Raw genomic sequence first — 18,482 nt, forward strand, 5'->3', positions numbered from 1 at the left:
GGCCATGTGACGACGGGAGTCGCGGGAATCGGCGGCGAGCTGGTCGGCTTGCCTGGCGTCGTATTGCCCCTCGCCAGTGTCGGACCGTTGCTCGATCGCTGTGAGCGGCTCGGCGACGTCGTCGACCGCTTGCGGATGCGTCGTGCGCTGTCGGGCATTCTGTGCGGCTCGGTCGAGGTAATCAGCGGCAGCAAAGTCTGCCTACCTACCGACGAAACCGACTTCAGGCTGCGAGGCCGTCTTCCGCTCGTATGGTCGCGTTGTTATTCGAGCGAGCAGCACGCGCTCGGGCTGCTCGGCGTCGGTTGGCGCACGAGTTGGGAAGTCACGCTGCACAAGCGGGACGATCAACTGCTCTACACCGACGAATACGGCAGCACGCTCAGCGTGCCGTTTCCCGAGCGCGGGTCGCAGGTGATTGCGTCGGCTGCGCAGTTGCACATCGCGCATCTGAGCGACGGACGCCTCGTCGTCGCGGATCTGACGCCGCATTACCGCGTGTTCGGCGACTTCGACGCGAACGGAATCGCACGGCTCAAATACGTCGAGGATCTTCGTCAGCAGCGGATCGGCCTGATCTGGGATCCCGGCGGGCGCTTGCTGCGCATGCGTGGAACCTGCGGCCACGAGCTGCGCATGCACTACGAAGCGCGGATGGGCGCGCGTCTGAGCGCTGTCGAGTGTGTCGACGGCGGTCCCACCGGCGCGCTGGTCCAGTACGGCTACAGCCAGCGCGGCGAACTCACCGAGGTACGCAACCGGGTCGGCGAAATCGTGCGTCGCTTTGCATACCGCGATGGGCGGATCGTCGAAGAAGCAGACGCGCTCGGAATGGCGACACGCTATGTGTGGCAGACGATCGGCGGCGCCGCGCGCGTGATTCGACGAGTCGCGTCAGAAGGCGCGCGTGAGCGCTTCGCCTACGACTTCGATAGCCGGACCAGTGAGGTCAGTGACGTCTTCGGCAACACGGCGCATTGGCAATACGACGAGCAGGGCCGCGTGCTGTCGCACACAGACTTCGACGACCGGCGCTACCGGTTCGACTACGGCGACGCCGTCGCGCCGCTCACCATGCAACTGCCCGGCGAGCGGGTGGTTCACGTCGAATACGACGGGCTCGGACGCGTCGCGTGTGAGACGGATCGCGAGGGCGCAACCCGCTCGACGCAGTATGCGTTTGCGTCACGCGAGCCCGTGTCAGTTGCGTTGAGCGATGGCCGTGTGTGGATGTGGGCACGCAACGATCGCTTGCAGCCGTTGCACTATCAAACCCCGTCTGGAGAATTCACGCGTTTCGAATATGGTGACGATGGCGATGTCGTGTGCTCGACGGATGCGCAGGGGGTCGCCACGACCTTCGCGCATAACGCGTGGGGGCAGGTGACACGTCGCACCGGAGTTGGCGGAAGCACGACGGACTACGAGTATGACGTCAATGGTTACGTGGTCAGTGTGACCGACGCGCTCGGCGCGGTCACGCGAATCGAGCGCGATGGGCTCGGCCGACCGTTGACCATCACGCGTCCGGACGGACAGGCCGAGCGTCATGTGTGGAATGCGGCTGGCCAGCGGACGTCGTTCGTCGGCCCGAGTGGCCGAAGCCGGCACTGGTATCGAAACCGGCAAGGCAATGTCGTACGCGCGGTCGACGAAGAGGGGCACGTGATCGTGCGTCGATACGATGCGCATGGGCGCCCGGTTCGAATCGAAAGCGCGAACGGCGCGGTGCAGTTGCTTCGGTGGAATGCGAGCAGTTGCCTGTCGATCACGGATGCCGATGGCGTGGAACGCAACTTCGACTATGCGGATACCGGGCAGGTCCGTTGTCTCACGTGGCAGGCGGGCGGGCAACAGCGTCGCGAAACGTTCGACTACGACCGCGCGGGCCGTCTGATCCGGCGTGAGACCGCGCACAACCGCTATATGTATCGCTACGGGCCGCGCGGATTGCTCGACTGCGTGAGCCGCGAGCCAACACGAGAAGGCGAGCTACTCGGAATCGGAGCGGATGAGATCCGCTTCGAACACGACGCCGGTGACCGTCTGATCGCCGAGCACGGCGCAAACGGCACACTGCGCTACACGTACGACGTCGTTGGCCGCCTTGTCGCGATTCAGCTGCCACAGGGGCAGGAGTTGCGTATGCGTCGCTTCGAAACTGGCGCTGTCGCGTTCGTCGAACTGGACGATCGACAGATTGCGCGCTTCTGGTATGACGCGATGAGGCGTCCGGTTGCGCGCACGCAAGGCCGTTTGCGCACGCATACGGGCTATTCGCCGCTCGGCTTGCCGGTGTGGTGGCGCTCGGTGACGGGGCGCGACGTGGATACGCCGGGCTGCGCGACAGAACCTGTCGCCGGATTGTGGCGCGAAGCCGATTACAGTCTCGCTGACGTGATCGTCAGGACGGGCGCCGAGGCCGACGGTCAGACGTGGTACGACTACGACCGGCGTGGCTGTCTGTTGCGCTCGGTGTCGGAGAAGGGGGACATCGAGTATTTCACGTGGGACGCCGCTGGCAATCTGCTCGATACGCCTGGCGGCAGCTGGTTCCCGGCCGTGTATCCCGACCACCGGTTACGGGAGTGCCGCGGACATCGTTATGACTATGATGTGTGGGGGCAATTGGTGCGTAGGCGTGGCCGCAACCATACGCTATCGCTCGATTGGGATGCGGAGGGGCACGTCATCGCCGCGCATCGCAAGGGCTATACCGTGCGCTATCAGTACGACCCAATCGGTCGGCGTATCGGCAGGCGTGTCGAACCCGCTTCGTCACGGCGCGCGCAGTCATCGACGCCGGAACAGGACGAGCTCACGCGCTATTTGTGGCAAGGACACAGACTGATCCAGCAGCAGCGCGCGATGGAACTGCGCACGTACCTGTATCAACCCGAGCCCGACCGCTCAACGGGCTTCGCGCCGCTCGCTTGCGTGGACCAGACCCTCACCGATGATGGCGCGATCAAGAACACGCAGGTCTATCACTATCACACTGACGTCGCCGGTACGGCCGTCGCGCTCACGGATGAGACCGGCCAGGTGGCATGGCGCGGGCGTTACCGGGCGTGGGGCAGTCTCGTGACGCCGGAGTGGCCAAGCAGCGACGCGTTTGCGCAGCCGCTTCGTTATGCCGGCCAATACGCGGACGATGAAACCACGCTGTACTACAACGGTGCGCGTTTTTATGATCCTCACGCGGGCCGCTACATCAGCCCCGATCGCAACGGCGAAGGCGGAACCAGTCCGTATCGCTACGCGCCGAATCCGCTGACGTGGTGCAATCCTGTCGGCCGCGCGACGCCGGAGGCGTTTCCGTGCGTCGTTATCGCGGATGCGTCATGCATCGATGGCGCACCGGACCCGGCTCAATACCTTGCCGGCGTCGTCGAACAACTCCACGACGTAGCAGGCTGGGAGCTGGCCAAGTTCTGATTCGAAAGTCACATGGAAGTCGAGCCAGCCGTTTTTCCGGTATCGGGAAAGACCGCTGCCGTCGACGGTCTCGCGGCGCAGTACCGTCTCGTCGTTGCCGTAAATCACGACGGTGACTGACGTCGCGGCCCGCAGCGCGTGCTCGACGCCGGGCGTGACCAGATGCCTGTCGAATCCATTCTGATGCACGCACACACGGACGTCGTTTGCGCGTAGCAGAGAAGCTTTCCATGTCGCTTCGTCGGGACGTTGCGTGCCCGCGACTGGTGGAACATCATTCAATACCGACTGCTGGACACCGCGCCACTTGAAGCCGATGCCCGCGTAGGCCTCGTAATCGGCGAGCGTGCGTTGCGCTCCGAGTCCATACTTGCCGAACTCAACGTCAGCCAACGTTTCTCCGTCGATACCGAGCAGAGCACGATTGCGCTGCAACGAGCGCTCGTTGCGCTCGTGCCAGGGCTCGTCGATTTCACCCCGTTCCTTGGCCTCGTGATTGTGGTCGTTCCACATCTTGACGCGGTATGAGCGCAGATATTCGTGCCAACCGATCAGCCTGTGCGGACTGTACAGGTCATAGCCGTGGGTGAACGCACGGACGGCAAGCGAAATCTCCTCGCCGTGAAAGAAATAGTCAGGATCGTGCTGGACCGCCTGGGCAAAGTGACCGTCGGCAAATGCGAAGTGCGCGCTGAAGAAGCGCGAACGGACCGGGCGAATGCGCGTTCTCCAGTCGGAGAGTGTCTTCGAGCGAAACAGGACCACCCCTTCCCTGGAAAACCTTGCATAGGCCAATATGCTCGGCTCTTCGCTGGATCGAGCGTCGTCGTTCTCGGGGTCGTACATCGGAAGGTAGGCGGTCAGCACGGGTTTCGGACTTTCATCGCGTAAAGACTCCAGCATCTCGATTGCGAGCGTGTCCCATGCGTCGACGAAGCGGTGGTGCGAATCGAGTTGCAGCGTGTAGCGCTCGCCGCCGTATCGCTGTTGGACCAGATTGCGAGCCCAGCATGCGCCCTGCGTCATCATGTGGGGCACGTCGATCAATTCGATTTTCGCTTCACGATGACTGAGATGTTGGATGGTCCAACCGTCGGTCTGCTCGGTTCGCCAATTGCCAAAGCTTTGCTGCCAGAATTGGATCATCGTCTCGTCGTGCGCATGCTGCCAGCAGACGATGATCCGTAGTAGATCAGGTTTTCTAGCTTTCTGGATCAAATCCAGCAGGGTGGGGATCAACTGCGGGTCGCGATAACTCGCGATTTGCACGAAGATCGAGTTCGGCGGTGTGACGGATAACTGGGTCATGCGCGTTGATTCTGGTGGACCTTCGTCGTTGAATAGTCGATTCAAAGAATGGTCATCGTGACTGTTGCGGTTGCCTGGATCCTGCCTGCGCTCGGCGTTGCTGTTCCGACGCGCAGCACCGTCGCCTCGAGTGCAAACGGCGATTGCATCGCGCCCTGCGGTGTGTGGACGAGGGTGCTCGTCGGATCGTTGGGCCTGAAGATTGTGTTGGTTGAAACATCCCGCAAACGAATCGCGAGATGCGTCGCGCCGGTGTTCTTCAACAGGCTGCTATCTTCTGTATCGGGGGTGCCGGAAAGTACGGCAGTAATCGAAGCCGGTGGCGTGGGCCCGGTGCAGAGCACCGTAAAGTCGACTGGCTGGGTTGGCCCGCTTGTGGTCGACACATCGCTTGGGCCGAACGTGCCGAAATCGATGTTCAGTGTGCTGGTATTGACCGAGCAACTTGGAAGAACCTTGACGTTGATGCTGCCGCCCGTGATGGTCACGACCCGACTGCCGTCACCCTCGGCGACGCCGGCTCCCACGGTGTTGAGTATCACGTTGACGTTGCTTGCGATGTCGCCCGTTTTGACCAGTTCGATCTCGAATTGCGAGCCAATGCCGAAGCGCCCATACATAACCTGATCGGGTTCGCCCGCGGGAAAGGACGGCGTAAACGGAAGTGGCGAGTTCACGCCGGTTGCACGAAGATAGGTCAAACGAAAGCCGATGCCTGGGACGTTCGTGTTATAGACGGTAGCCCCCAATACAACGGACGGCGTTGCGTTGGAATACTGTATTGATACCGTGCCCCCGTTGGTGCAGTCCGCGAAGTTCGCATAGGTCGCGTACGCCGGCGACAAGCCCGTGGCGATCACCGAGCCGACCGGTAACGCCGGATCGATCGATACCGAGCTTTCCCGGAACGGTATGTTGACCGCTAATGGTTGTCCCGCGATGTAGCCTTGAGACAGCAGTTCGGAAATTTGCGAAGGCTTCAACTGGATGCAGGTGGCGAACGCGAAATGGGGTATCGCGAAGCAAACCAGGATAAGAAAATGAATGAGTCTTTTCATTGGAAGTTGTTGGTTGAGCGGCGGACTGAATGGGCTGACAGCGGGGAAAGTCGCACATGCGCGCGCGTCGCCTCAACTGTCGGCTACGTCCCATTTAGCGAGTAAATCGGCGGGAATGATATGGGCGAGTTCTGAAAACCGTTTGCCCACCATTCGTTCCGATTGGCGCAGCAAAACAATGACAGGACTGCTCGGTTCGTTTTGCTCGAACCACATGCGTGTTTCCTGAATGGCTGCGAGCGCGCTCCAGCGATCCATTGGAGAAGGCGCAGTGATTGGCAGTTCGGTCGGCGCGTCGGACTGCGGTAGCGTCGCCGTAGCCACGATCGCCGACGCCGATCCACGCACGCTGTCGTTGTCCTGCTTGTTGTCCTGCTCGTTGACGGCTCGGGCGGGCGCTGGCGCGGACCCGCCGCCGCCCACCCGATGCTGCGCGAATGGCTCCAGCGCTCGGGACAACGCGCCGAGATCGGGCGCGTCGGTGTCGAGCATCTCATCGCACCATGCGCCAATGCGCTGCGTCAGACACTGCGCTTCGACTAGTGCGGCCATTGCCGCGTCGCGTCGGCCCCACAATTCCTTGAGCAACCGGGCGACGGATTCAGGGGCGAGCGCGTCCTTCTGGCGCGGCGTCGCGAATGATTTTTCGATATCGCGCAAATGCAGTTGAAGCCCCGCCGCCCTCGGCATCGGGATGTCGCGCGCATCGGCCAGCGTGCCATCCGGTTCGACGAGTCCGCCGATCGCGTTGGCGAACATCGCCGGGTCTCGCTCGCCTTCGAACACGGGCAGCGGGTGGAGCGCTTCGCCATAGCATTCGAGCATCGCCATCAGCAGTGCCAGTCCGTCGCGCAGGCCAGCCGCGCCGTCGAGCCGGGTTCGGCAACGCAGCAGGATCACCGCGAGGCGGATGTCTTTTGTCCGCAGCAGCAGCGCGCGGCAGTCGCGTTCAATGTCGGCCCAATTGGCCGTTGGCGGCACGTCGACGAAGTCGCCGTACTGCGCTTCGGCGCGTGGGGCCGCGGCCGCCTGCAGCATCACGAAGGCCGGATCGTATTCGAGATCGGGACCGCAAGGCGCGTGTGCGGAGACCGGTTCGAGCAGATCGGCGTAGCGCAGCACGACGGCGGGAGCGTTGGCGTTCATGCGAGGGAACTCCGGGGTCGGTCGTTGTACTGTTCAGGTTCGAAAACCATGCCGACGACCGGCAGGTCGTCGAGGGAATCACCGAGCCACGTCGAGTAGCCGAGTCTCTGCGACGTGCCGATGCAGGCGGGTGGCGCCGCGCGGGGGTTGACGAGCAGCTTGACCTCCCACGCGTATTCGTGGCCGACGAAGGCTCGCACCCATTCGACGAACGTCGGCAAGTCCTCGCCGTGCGGCGTGAGGCGCAAATACTGATCGAGGTCGAGCGGACCCACGACGAGCCGGAACTTGTGTTGCCGGTCGGGAATTGCCTCGCCGAGTTGGGCGCATTCACCGATGATCGCCGCGGGCCCCGGCACCCCGAGCCTCGTATGTTCCGATGCGCACAGATGGATCCAGTGCGGCACGAATTCTTCGATCGTCATCGGAACACCGAAGTAATGCGAGAGCGTCGCCGCGATGCCGTGCGGACTCCGCGCCTCGCGCACGAGGTGCGCCGCCGCGCTGTAGCGCGAGTGCGTGGGCAGACAGGACTGCTCCGCCTCGGCCGGGTCGACGCCGATCAGACTGGCGACGTAGAACGAAAACGTTTCGTCGTTGGCACGGTCGAGCGACGCGGTGGCTTGCCCCGATGCCCACGCGCGATAAAACTGCGACAGCGCGCGGTGATGGAACAGATCGACCAGCCCGACGAGCGCATGATCCTGGTGGCTTTCCACACGACTGTGAGCCAGCTCCGTCATATGCAGCGGCAGCGGCCCCTGCGGCCCCCACAGGCCGAGCCCGAACAGCCGCACGTCGAGGCGACCGTCTCGCATGCCGAGCGACGCGATTTCGCGTGGCGCAAACGCCAGAGTGGGTTGCTGACCGATCCGGAACGGCTCTTCTTGCGGCAGACTCGCGGTGCCCGGCAACGGCATCAGCGGGTCGCGCGCGGCGATAGCGCGCAGCAGGCTCAGGAAGCCGGACTGCCACGGCGTGTCCGGATCGAACCACGCGTCGAGCGATTGCGGATCGAGCGATGATCGCGTTGGCGCGACGGCGCTCGCCATTGCCCCATCCATGCTCATACCGCTCCGCGTCCGCCCATGCGTGGCCGCCATTGGGTGATCAGGCCACGTTGCATCGAACGAAGTTCGGTTTCGGTGAACACGTTGATCGAGACGTGGCGCGCGAGGTAATGCTCGAGCACGAGGCCGAGCAGATACGGGCTGATGCCTGAGAAGCCGGTTTCGTCGACCGTCAGTTCGCAGCGCACGCCACGCCCATACACGAGTAGTCCGTCGCCCGGCAGACGCCGGACCACCGGTTCAGTGCGTGCGCCGACGAGTGCCTCGATCTGCCGTGCCTGTTCGCGCTCGCCTGGGGCGATGAAGAGGCCGAGCATGTTGCGCAGCGCCTGGCCGCCGTCGCCGTGGTCGAGTTCGGCGAGCGGCATGTAGTTGAAGCTCAGCTGCCTGATCAGACGCCACGCCGTTTCACCGCTCGCGTACGGCGCGCGCGGCGCGCTCGGTGCATGCACGAGGCGCACGCCCTCGATCGGCACGGAGTCCGACATCGTGAGGTCGGTTTTGCCGTTACGCGGGATCAGGCGCGGCAGGTCACGGTTCGTGACCCACGCTTCGACCGACAGGTAGCGGATGTCGTCAGCGTACGGCGCCTCCGCCTGATCGACGAGCGACACGTAGACCTCGGTCCCGATATACGGCGTACGGGTGCCATACTTGCGTGCATTGGCCGACAGCGCGCGCTGCTCACGGCGCACCGAAAAATAGCGGCCGTGGTTGCCCACGTCGCTATGCAGCGTCTGATAAAGCGGATTGAACTCGACTTCGAGCGATGTTTGCGCGCGCTGACCGAATACGCGCGACACCGAAAAAATCTCGTAGTCGAGCGGCCGGGTGCGGTCGGCGAGCAGATGAAAATCGGTTTGCGCGCGATTGATTTCGACGCGGTCGGTGCGCTTGCGAAACAGGTTGATGACCGGCGTACAGAACAGCAGGAAACGCGCTGCGTCGACGTGCGCGGCCAGCTCTTCCGGCAGGCGGTCGAGCAGCAGCACGACCTCGGCCTCCTTGCTGTCCACGCGCGCGAGACCCGCCGCGAGCTGCGTCAGCGCAAAGAAATAGAAGCGCTGGCGGCATGCGAAGTATTCCTGAAGCAGGTTGTGGCCGTGAAACGTATTCCACGTGAGCGGCAGCAGACCCTGTTGCGCTTGCAGACCTTCAAATTCGACCGGTGTTTTCGCGACCACGTGCCCTTCGTCTCTCGACGCGCCGTACGCGCGCACGACGGAGGCGACGCTACCGGCGTGGATCAGCTCGAACAGATGCGAAGCGATACGTTCGTCGCCACCGATGTAAATGGGCAGCCGGTCGAAGTCTGTCATCTGGTTGAACTTCACTTCGCCTGTTGTGCGCAGGCGCAGCCGTAACGCGCCGCGCAATTGCAGGTGCGGCAACAGATGGCGATCGGTGTCGGGGATATCCGGCGGCACGGCGCTGAGCCGGGCTTCGGCGATCTCGATAGGCCATAGCGTGACGTCCTGGCTGCTGCGGAATTCGCACGCGGTTTGCTCGCCGGGCGGGATCGCCGAGCGCAGCATGCTTTGCCGGGGCACCTTCAGCCCTCTCGTGAAATCGCCTTCGCGCAGGCTCGGACGCAACTGCGCGACGGCGATCGACGGCGTCGGCGCGACATAGTTCGGATAGACCACTTCGAGCAGGCGCTGCGTAAAGCGCGGAAATTCGGCGTCGAGTTTGATCTGCGTGCGCGCCGACATGAAGCAAAACGCCTCGATGAGCCGCTCCACGTAGGGGTCGGCAACGTCGATGCCCTCCATGCCAAGGCGGCGCGCGATTTTCGGGTGCTGGGCGGCGAACTCGCCGGCCATTTCCCGCATGTAGGTCAGTTCGCGGCTGTAGTAGTCGAGAAATCGTGGGTCCATGTCAACTTCCCTTGCCGGAGCCCAGCTCGAACGTGACGTGATTCATTTCGATGTCGAATGCACTCTGGATGCGAAATTCCAGTGGATAGGGCGACCAGCGCATGAGGCCATGAATCTCGAACTCGAGCTGGTTGTAGCGTACCGGGTTCTTGCTATTGAGCGGCCGGATGCGCAGCGACTCCGGAATCAGCCGCGGCTCGAAGCGAACGATCGCGTTGCGGACCGTCTTCTCGACGGTTTCCCAGTTGCGACTGGTGAGGTAGCTACCGGACAACGCGGGAATGCCGTAATTGACGACCGACGCGGCTAGCATGGGGTAGCGCGCGATGTCCATTTCGTCGTCCAGGTTCGTCGTGTTGAGCAGCAGGCCGAGATCACGCTGGATGATGCGGCGCATGCCTTCGCTATTGGGCGCATAGGCCTCCGGCCGCTCGCTGCGCCGCGCGGGCGCATCGTCGAGCAGGCGGTCGATCAGCGACGGCATGTAGGCTTGCCGGTGTCGCGCGTCGGACGTGGTCATACGTGCTCGTCGTGATTGAACCGGCATTCGCCGATGTCGAGCAGGCCGACGTCGCCCTTGTCGGTGCTCCAGGTTTTCTGGCCGAGCGCGATCACGCCGGTTTCCCCTACGTCTTTCCAGGTTGTTTCGCGCGAGAGCCGGGTGGCGGCGGGACCACTTTCCGAGCCGGGATAGCGCACCGGCAGGTAGCCGCGCAGGATAGTCGCGTCGCGTAGGCCCACGACGGCCGAGCGCCAGACGAGGTCGGTCAGCGCGGTGACCGGACCGAGTGTCAGCGATTTCATCGAGTCGAACGGCACCCAGCGATACCCGCCCGCTACGGTCAGCTCACACACGGGGCCCAGCCGGCTATCGCTATCGGTCAGCCACTCGAATGCGCCGATCTGCGTGCTGTCGCCGCGCGTGGCCGGCGCGGCGTTCAACGCGGCGCCGCGCAGTTCGTCGGCGGCGGCGAGGTTGCCCTCGCCCAGCTTGACGTTGGCTTGCAGCAGCGATTTCACCCACTCGGGCAGCGGGTTGATCTCGCCCGGCGCGCGCTGACCCGCGAACACCTCGGCGCGGAACATCTCGCTGCGAATCAGCCCGCGATACATCTGGGCACGCGATGTGCCTTCCGGCTCTAGCGTGGCCCAGGTTCGCAGCTGTTGTAACGCGCGTTTCCATTCACCGTCGAGGCACAACAGCTCGAACAACAGCCAGCGTTCGCGCACGTTCGACGGATGCTTGCGCACGTTGTCGATGGTTTGCTCCTTGAGTTCGCAGTAAGTCTGCGCGTCGAGCAGGCTGCGAAGTGTTGGCGTGTCCGACTTGGGCAGGTCAGCGGTTATTTTCATCTGAAAATTCAGGCTCTTCGTATTCGATCGATTCAGGCATGGCGATGTGGCTGTCCATACTGATCATGTGATGTTCTTCGCGCGCAAGCTGCGCGGTTCTGCTCGCACGGTGCGCGGGAATTCCGCGCGGCGCGAGCAGCGCGAGGATCTCGTGCGTTTCGTCCGCCTCGAAAATCTGCTCGGCACTGAACGAGTCAAGGCTATCGAGCAGGCTGTCGATGTTCTTCCCCTTCGTCAGCAGGTCGAACACCGACGCTTCAGCACGCGACGGATCGACAAGCTCGGCGAACGGATCGTGAGGTGAGCCGATGATCGACCCGCCGTGATCTTCGGCCGACGCCTTGGGCTCGTGCGCATTGCCGCTCTTCTGGCTCAACAGCGCGTGACGATATTCCAGCGTGAGCGCGGCGAGCGGGTCCGCTGCGTCGATGTCGGCTGTCAGAAGCTTTGCCATGCCGTCGTGTGCGCCGGGTTCCGCTGGATGCGGTTCGCGCCGCAACTGCAGCAGATCGTTATCGCCCTCGTCGGCGAGTGCGATCAGGTCGCTGAAGTCATCCGGGTTCATGAGCACGGGCTCGACCCGATCCGCGGCAGAATTCACGCTCGACGGTGGTGCCTGGACAAAGTCTCCAGACGCATTCGCTATTTCGAGAGGCGGGTTCCGTAATAAATCGGGCATAGGCTGAAGGTCGGTATGCGCGCTCGGCCTGGCGCGTGGCGAACCCTCCACGCCGGCGTGACTGTTCTCGCCTACGAAGGCCCGCTGGCTTGCCTCACTCATTTCCGACCGATCGATTCGCGAAACGGTTGGAGCGAGCCGGAAAGACTGGATCGTTCGTGCGAAGGTCCTGAGCGCGCTTGCTTCGAAGGGCGAATGGTCCCAGCGTGCGTGATATCCAGTCATGGCCTGACCCGTATGCAACGGCGAATGAGATTTGCCTGGAAAGCGCGCATTTGTAAAAACTCTCTCGCCGCAGAAATAAAAGGATCACCAACTGAAAATGTGGGTTGGCGCGTGGAAGATATGAATGCTACTTCGCGCTCCCCGAGTGGAATATGGGCGACGGCCCAAATACACGCAGCGATCGACCGGCTATCCTTTGTCGCTCGATCAGTCTGGCTGGCCGGCGCGCTTTTTCGGATACCTGCCCGCGGAGCGCGGGATGCCGACGCGAGGCCACGCCTTTCCGCTACAAACATCTTTACCTGCAACGTCATCATGTCCATTTCACGCCACGCGTTGTTCGGCAAGCTCGGCGCAACGCTCTTCAGGAGCATCGAATCCGCAACGGCGTTTTCCAAGCTGCGCGGCAACCCGTATATCGAGCTCGCGCACTGGCTGCACCAGTTGCTCGCGCAGTCCGATAGCGACCTGCACCGCATCGTCAGACACTGCGGCATCAGCCGCGAACTGCTCGAGCGGGACCTGCAGACCGCGCTTGCCGCGCTGCCGTCAGGCGCGAGCGCGCTCACGGATTTTTCGCATCACGTCGAGACGGCAATCGAGCGCGCGTGGGTGGTCGCGACGCTGGCATTCGGCGACGGTCGGATCCGCGGCGCATGGCTGATGGCGGCGCTTGTCGAGACGCCTGAGTTGCGGCGCTTGCTGCTGGCCATTTCGCCGGAGTTCGGCAAGATTGCCGTCGACGGCCTTCACGATGCGTTGCCGGCGTGGATTGCCGGCTCCCCCGAAGCGGAGGACACCCCGTACGACCAGAGTGACTTTTCGCCGGCGGTGCCGGGCGAGGCGTCCGGTGCGCTCGCTGCGTCGGTGAAGGGCGCGGCACTCGCGCAGTTTTGCGCGGATCTGACCGCACGCGCGCGCGCCGGTGAAATCGATCCGGTGGTTGGGCGCGAAGTCGAGATTCGCACGATGATCGACGTGCTGTTGCGCCGGCGTCAGAACAATCCGTTGCTGACCGGCGACGCCGGGGTTGGCAAGACGGCGGTGGTCGAAGGCCTCGCGCGCGCGATCGCGGCCGGCGAAGTCCCGCCGAAACTTGCCGACGTGCGGCTGTTGAGCCTCGACGTCGGTGCGCTGCTTGCCGGCGCGAGCATGAAGGGCGAGTTCGAGGCCAGGCTGAAGTCGGTACTCGAGGAGGCGGCAAAGTCGTCGGCGCCGGTCGTGCTGTTCGTCGATGAGATTCACACGCTGGTCGGCGCCGGCGGCCAGGCCGGCACCGGCGACGCGGCGAACCTGCTGAAACCGGCGCTCGCCCGCGGCACGTTGCGCACGATCGGCGCGACGACGTGGGCCGAGTACAAGCGGCACATCGAGAAAGACCCCGCGCTCACGCGGCGCTTTCAGGTGCTGCAGATCGCCGAGCCCGAGGAGCCGTCCGCGATCGATATGGTCCGCGGACTCGCGCGCACGCTCGCGAGCCATCATGGCGTCGTGGTTCTCGACGAAGCGATTCGCGCAGCCGTGACACTGTCGCATCGCTACATCCCGTCGCGTCAGTTGCCGGACAAGGCGATCAGCCTGCTCGACACCGCCTGCGCGCGCGTCGCGCTATCGCAGCATGCGCCGCCGCGCGAATTGCAGCGGATACGCGAGCGCTTGCAAGCCGCGCGCGTCGAAGCCGAGCTGCTCGGAAACGAGGTGCGCATCGGGCTCGGCAGCGAGGCTGCGCTGGCCGACGTCAAGGCGACCATCGCGACGTTCGAGCTCGAGGAACGTGTTGTCGAAAACGCCTGGCAGGCCCAGGCCGATGTGGCGAAGGCGCTGGCGCACGCGCGCGAGCTCGAAAGCGAGCGCGCCGCCGCAGCCGGACCTGAGGCCGAAGTGCGCGATCGCGCGGCGACCGCGCTGGAGACGTTGCGCGAGCTGGAGCGGACGTTATCGAACCTGCAGGCGGATACGCCATTCGTGTTCCCGGAAGTCGGCGAAGCGATCGTCGCCGACATCGTCTCTGACTGGACCGGTATTCCAGTCGGACGCATGATCACCGATGAGGTCAGCGCCGTTCAGGTGCTGCCCGCCACGCTGGCAGCGCGCGTGATCGGCCAGCCCGACGCGTTGCAGCAGATCGGCGAGCGCGTGCAGACGGCGCGCGCCGGGCTCGCGGACCCGCGCAAGCCACTCGGCGTCTTCCTGCTCGCGGGGCCGTCCGGCGTCGGCAAGACGGAAACCGCGCTCGCATTGGCGGAGGCGCTCTATGGCGGCGAGCAGAACCTCATCACGATCAACATGAGCGAGTACCAGGAGGCGCATACGGTCTCGGGACTCAAGGGCGCGCCGCCTGGCTACGTCGGGTACGGCGATGGCGGCGTGCTGACCGAAGCGGTGCGCCGACGTCCGTACTCGGTCGTGCTGCTCGACGAGATTGAAAAGGCGCACGGCGACGTGCACGAAATGTTCTACCAGGTGCTGGACAAGGGCTACATGGAAGACGGCGATGGTCGCTATATCGATTTCCGCAATACGACCATCCTGATGACCAGCAATGTCGGCTCCGATCTGAGCGCGAGCCTATGCGCGGACGAAATGCTTGCGCCGGACTTTGACGGTCTGCGTTCCGCGCTTTCGACGGAATTGCTGAAGGCGTTTCCGGCCGCCTTCCTCGGACGCGTGACGCTGGTGCCATATCGTCCGCTGGGCTCGGATTCGCTCGCGCGGATCGTGCGTTTGCATCTCGATCGAGTTGTTCGGCGGATGGCGGACAACAACCGCATCGCGCTGAGTTATGCGGCGGAGGTGGTCGACTACATCGTCGGGCGCTGCCTCGTGCAGGAGACCGGTGCGCGTCTTTTGATCGGCTTCATCGAACAGCACGTGCTGCCGCGCCTCGCCCGGCAGTGGCTCGATGCGTTTGCAGCGAAAAGCGCGCTCACGCATATGACGATCGAGGTGACCGATCCAGCCGCGGCACCTGTTGAAGCGCTCGTGGTTCGGTCGTCCTGCCATGTGTAGTCGGCTTCGCACTCGGTGACCTGCATCGCGAATGACGAGTCGTTGATCGTGCAGCGGCGTGACGAGGCGCATAGCCGGCCGGTCAGGGGCTGCATGGATGCTTCGCAAACGTCTCTTTTGGCATTTTTTTTGCCGGGCAAAAGCGCTGGTTTTTTGACATCATTTTCACATATGCATGTTCAATGCCACGCGGCATGATCGCCACACCACCAGAAATCGTCAATCGAACGGAATCCTTAAAAATTGCTCGCGTTACACGATCGGGATAAGCTATAAAGACAAAAAGATCCGCATCATGCATTTGCGGCGCCCGAAGTGAGGAGCACAAATGAAAGACGTGACGAACAGCGGGTTTGCGGCTTTAAACGAGCCATTGAAACTCATGCATGTCTTTCATACAGTATGAATGCGCGTGCGAATCGACATGCGGTCATGGTAGGTTTTCGGCGCTGCCGTGCTGATCGTATGCGTCATCCATAGCGGGGCAACCATAGCTCGAAATCCGTTAAGCCGTTCAATTGCAACCGGAATGACTGGAGAACAACAATGCTTTTCTTTAATGATGGTTTCACATTCCCGAATTTTCTGGCCGACGTTTTCTCCATCTTCATCTTTATCCTGTGGTTCTGGCTGTTGATCACGGTGTCGAGCGACCTGTTCCGCCGCCATGACGTGTCCGGATGGGGCAAGGTTCTGTGGGTGATTTTTCTCATCATCCTGCCGTATATCGGCATCTTCGCGTATCTGCTCACGCAGCATCGCGGCATGGCGGAACGCGATCAGGCGCGGGCCAAGCAGGTGCGCGAAGATCTGCGCAGTGTGGTGGGCTTCAGTGTCGCCGACGAAATCGAGAAGCTCGACAAGCTGAAAGCGTCCGGTTCGATTTCCGGGGAAGAGCACTCGCGTCTGCGCGCGAAGCTCGTGCAGTAAGCGTCGGTTACCTGACTGCAGCCATGGGCGAGCGGGCGCGCAGCCCGTGTCGCCTCGGCTTTTGCGCGGTGAGGGATCGTGCGATCGAACGTAACGGGAGGAACCCTTGCTTACCCGCCTCGCCCACGTTCGGAACGCTGCCGCGCGAACCGCGCGCGCGCCGCTGGCATTGCGCCGCGCCGCGCTCACGTGTGCGACGGCGTTGATGCTCGCGGCTTGCGCGCAACCGTGGCAGCAATTCCAGGCGGGTCAGGATCAAGCGGCGATCGTCGCCCGCATGGGTCCGCCGCGCGAAGTCTATGACCTGCCGGGGGGCGGCCGCCGACTGATGTGGCCGACCCAGCCGATGGGCTCGACCACCGTCGCCGCCGACATCGACGCTTCAGGCAAGATCGTGGACGTGCGTCAGGTCTTGCAGTTGAGCGAATTCAATCGCGCGGAAATCGGCAAATGGACGCGCGACGATGTGCTGATCAATTTTGGCCGCCCCGTGCAAACGCAGTTCTTCCGGCTCTCGCAACGCGAAGTCTGGTCATACCGTTATATCGAAAGCAACATCCACCACATGTTGTTCAATTTCGCGTTCGACACCAACGGCGTGTTGCGCGAGACGCAGCGCACGCCCGATCCCGTGCGAGATCGCGATTTGCGACGATTCTGAACTGTGAGCTATAGCAGCGACTCAATTGGCATAATCGACAGCATCCAAACACCGAGCCGTGCGTACCACGTCGTATTCGGTTCGGTGTCGTGGCGGGTTTCGACGTCGCCGTTGGTTTCGATCCAGTACAGCTTGCCGTTTTTGTCGAGATGCACCGCGTACGCGACGCTCGGCAGCAGCGCGAGAAACTTGCGATCGACCCGCGTCGCGAGCTCGGTGCTGTCGATGACGAGTCCAAGCTCGGTATTCAGATGCGCGGAGCGGGGATCGAAGTTGAACGAACCGACGAAGACCCGCTGGGAGTCCACGATGAAAGTCTTCGCATGCAAGCTCGACCCGGAACTGCCGAACGGCCCCGGCGACTGTTCTTTCTTGTAGGTGACACCCGCCACGCGCCGCAATTCATAGAGGTGCACGCCGTTTTGCAGCAACTCGACGCGCCGCCTCATATAGCCCGAGTGCACGGCGACGACATCGGTCGCTTCGAGCGCGTTCGTCAACACCCGCACGTCGACGCCCTGGGCGGCGAGCCCGCTCAGATACCGCGTGCCCGTGTTTGCCGGCACGAAGTACGGGGAGACGAGGTCGAGCGACTTCGTCGGCTGGCCCATCACTTCGCGGAGCTGGTGGGAAATCAGCGCTTCCGGCGGCGCGTTGTTCAGGCCTTTCGCGGGGTCGTCGCTGATCATCTTCGTTTTGGCCCAGTCGAGCGGCAGCTTGTCGTCGAGCAGGTTCTGCACGACGCGCGGGCCGCGCAGCGCTTGCTTGTACTCAGCGGCGGCAGGATCCTGCTCGATCGCCTGCGCATTACGCTCCAGCGTGGCCAGCTCATCGACGCTCTCGTGCGGCAGGATCTTCCCGACCGGATACGCCGACGCGCTTGCCCAGTAGCGGTCGAAATCGCGCGAGACGTCGGTCGCGGCCGGTCCGACCGCGAGTACGTCGAGGTCGGCGAAGACGACGCCGTCGGTGGCATCGAAGTACTCGTCGCCGATGTTGCGGCCGCCGAGGATCGTCGCGGTGGCGTCGGCGGTCAGGGACTTGTTGTGCATGCGCCGATTGGCGCGCGAAAAGTCGGTCACGAAGCCGAGGATTTTCGGGCTGCGCACGACGAACGGGTTGAACAGGCGCACCTCGATGTTCGGATGCGCGTCGAGCGCCGCCAGTGTCGGGTCGAGCGCGGAGGCGATGCCGAGATCGTCGAGCAGCAGGCGCACCCGCACGCCCCGGTCCGCCGCTTCGTGGATCTGTTCGAGCAGCAGCGTGCCGGTCAGATCGTCGCGCCAGATGTAGTACTGGATGTCGAGCGTGCGTTGCGCGGAACGGATCAGGTCCATGCGCGCGGCAAACGCGACATGCGCATCCGCCAGCGGATAAATGCCCGCCAGCCCCGCGTGCGCGGCCAGTTCGGGCGCGACCGCGCGACCGAGATCCGTGGTGGCCGCCACCGCGGGCGACAACGCATGCGACGCCTGGCGACCCTCGAGCGACGGTAACGGCGCGCAGCCGGCCAGCAGGCTTGCGCACAGCAGCGCGCACAGCGCGCTTCTCCATCGGCGATGCGGGAACGACGGGTGGTGTATCTGCGCTTGCATGGAGTCCAGGTCTTCGTTTGGGTCGCGCGAGCCGGCCGGTTCCAGAATCGGAACATCGCGTGGCGTTGCTCGACAAAGCTTCGCTCGACCGCCTGTCCTGACGGTGTCGCGCGCATGCTTGCACGCAACTTGC

14 protein-coding genes are annotated in these 18,482 nt (G+C 63.4%); 4 read left to right on the forward strand and 10 right to left on the reverse strand.

The genetic code is table 11. The features are described from left to right. The first annotated feature begins 6 nt into the window (after positions 1-6). Positions 7-3,438 (forward strand): RHS repeat-associated core domain-containing protein, encoded by a 3,432-nt coding sequence (locus tag F6X37_RS18360; protein WP_187612299.1) that lies wholly within the window; start codon positions 7-9, stop codon positions 3,436-3,438. Here the strand turns inward: F6X37_RS18360 and F6X37_RS18365 are convergent. The 8 genes from F6X37_RS18365 to F6X37_RS18400 form a co-directional block, all read right to left on the reverse strand. Continuing rightward, on the reverse strand, positions 3,343-4,746 hold the full coding sequence (locus tag F6X37_RS18365) for a GlcNAc-transferase family protein (protein WP_187612300.1): 1,404 nt from the start codon (positions 4,744-4,746) through the stop codon (positions 3,343-3,345). The genes F6X37_RS18360 and F6X37_RS18365 overlap by 96 nt on opposite strands. Before the next feature lie 41 nt (positions 4,747-4,787). After that, positions 4,788-5,804, reverse strand: coding sequence for a fimbrial protein (locus tag F6X37_RS18370; protein WP_187612301.1), 1,017 nt, complete (start codon positions 5,802-5,804; stop codon positions 4,788-4,790). A 72-nt stretch (positions 5,805-5,876) separates the two neighbouring features. After that, a complete protein-coding gene (locus F6X37_RS18375) occupies positions 5,877-6,950 on the reverse strand; it encodes an ImpA family type VI secretion system protein (protein WP_187612302.1) in 1,074 nt (357 codons plus the stop codon). Continuing rightward, complete coding sequence (tssG, locus tag F6X37_RS18380; protein ID WP_187612356.1) at positions 6,947-8,014, reverse strand: type VI secretion system baseplate subunit TssG; 1,068 nt, start codon at positions 8,012-8,014, stop codon at positions 6,947-6,949. The genes F6X37_RS18375 and tssG overlap by 4 nt, the downstream gene beginning before the upstream one ends. 2 nt (positions 8,015-8,016) lie before the next feature. After that, positions 8,017-9,897 carry a type VI secretion system baseplate subunit TssF gene (gene tssF / locus F6X37_RS18385; protein WP_090810718.1) on the reverse strand — a complete coding sequence of 627 codons (1,881 nt, stop codon included), beginning with the start codon at positions 9,895-9,897 and terminating at the stop codon, positions 8,017-8,019. A gap of 1 nt (position 9,898) precedes the next feature. After that, positions 9,899-10,417, reverse strand: a complete 519-nt coding sequence (gene tssE, locus F6X37_RS18390) for a type VI secretion system baseplate subunit TssE (RefSeq protein WP_187612303.1) — start codon at positions 10,415-10,417, stop codon at positions 9,899-9,901. After that, positions 10,414-11,250 carry a type VI secretion system accessory protein TagJ gene (locus F6X37_RS18395; RefSeq protein WP_187612304.1) on the reverse strand — a complete coding sequence of 279 codons (837 nt, stop codon included), beginning with the start codon at positions 11,248-11,250 and terminating at the stop codon, positions 10,414-10,416. Before F6X37_RS18395 ends, tssE begins: the two co-directional genes overlap by 4 nt. Further along, positions 11,234-11,815: a TagK domain-containing protein gene (locus F6X37_RS18400; protein WP_262419960.1), complete on the reverse strand. Its 582-nt coding sequence runs from the start codon at positions 11,813-11,815 to the stop codon at positions 11,234-11,236. The genes F6X37_RS18395 and F6X37_RS18400 overlap by 17 nt, the downstream gene beginning before the upstream one ends. Before the next feature lie 654 nt (positions 11,816-12,469). Here F6X37_RS18400 and tssH point away from each other — a divergent pair. Beyond that, positions 12,470-15,163 carry a type VI secretion system ATPase TssH gene (gene tssH / locus F6X37_RS18405; RefSeq protein WP_187612306.1) on the forward strand — a complete coding sequence of 898 codons (2,694 nt, stop codon included), beginning with the start codon at positions 12,470-12,472 and terminating at the stop codon, positions 15,161-15,163. Positions 15,164-15,245: 82 nt separating this feature from the next. On the opposite strand, the gene F6X37_RS18410 is transcribed toward tssH, so the two are convergent. Beyond that, entirely contained in the window at positions 15,246-15,464 is a 219-nt protein-coding gene (locus F6X37_RS18410; protein WP_143037291.1) for a hypothetical protein, read from the reverse strand. A gap of 245 nt (positions 15,465-15,709) precedes the next feature. Between F6X37_RS18410 and F6X37_RS18415 the strand changes: the two genes are divergently transcribed. Together F6X37_RS18415 and F6X37_RS18420 are read left to right on the forward strand one after the other, a co-directional pair. Continuing rightward, positions 15,710-16,093, forward strand: a complete 384-nt coding sequence (locus F6X37_RS18415; RefSeq protein ID WP_018422661.1) for an SHOCT domain-containing protein — start codon at positions 15,710-15,712, stop codon at positions 16,091-16,093. Positions 16,094-16,199: 106 nt separating this feature from the next. Then, the gene (locus tag F6X37_RS18420; RefSeq protein WP_410451380.1) at positions 16,200-16,754 is read left to right on the forward strand and encodes a hypothetical protein; all 555 of its coding nucleotides are present in this window, start codon (positions 16,200-16,202) and stop codon (positions 16,752-16,754) included. Positions 16,755-16,762: 8 nt separating this feature from the next. Here F6X37_RS18420 and F6X37_RS18425 read toward each other — a convergent pair whose 3' ends face one another. After that, the gene (locus F6X37_RS18425) at positions 16,763-18,349 is read right to left on the reverse strand and encodes a phospholipase D family protein (protein ID WP_187612307.1); all 1,587 of its coding nucleotides are present in this window, start codon (positions 18,347-18,349) and stop codon (positions 16,763-16,765) included. Positions 18,350-18,482: the final 133 nt, after the last annotated feature.

This window comes from Paraburkholderia sp. 31.1, from assembly GCF_014397645.1.
GTDB lineage: Bacteria > Pseudomonadota > Gammaproteobacteria > Burkholderiales > Burkholderiaceae > Paraburkholderia > Paraburkholderia tuberum.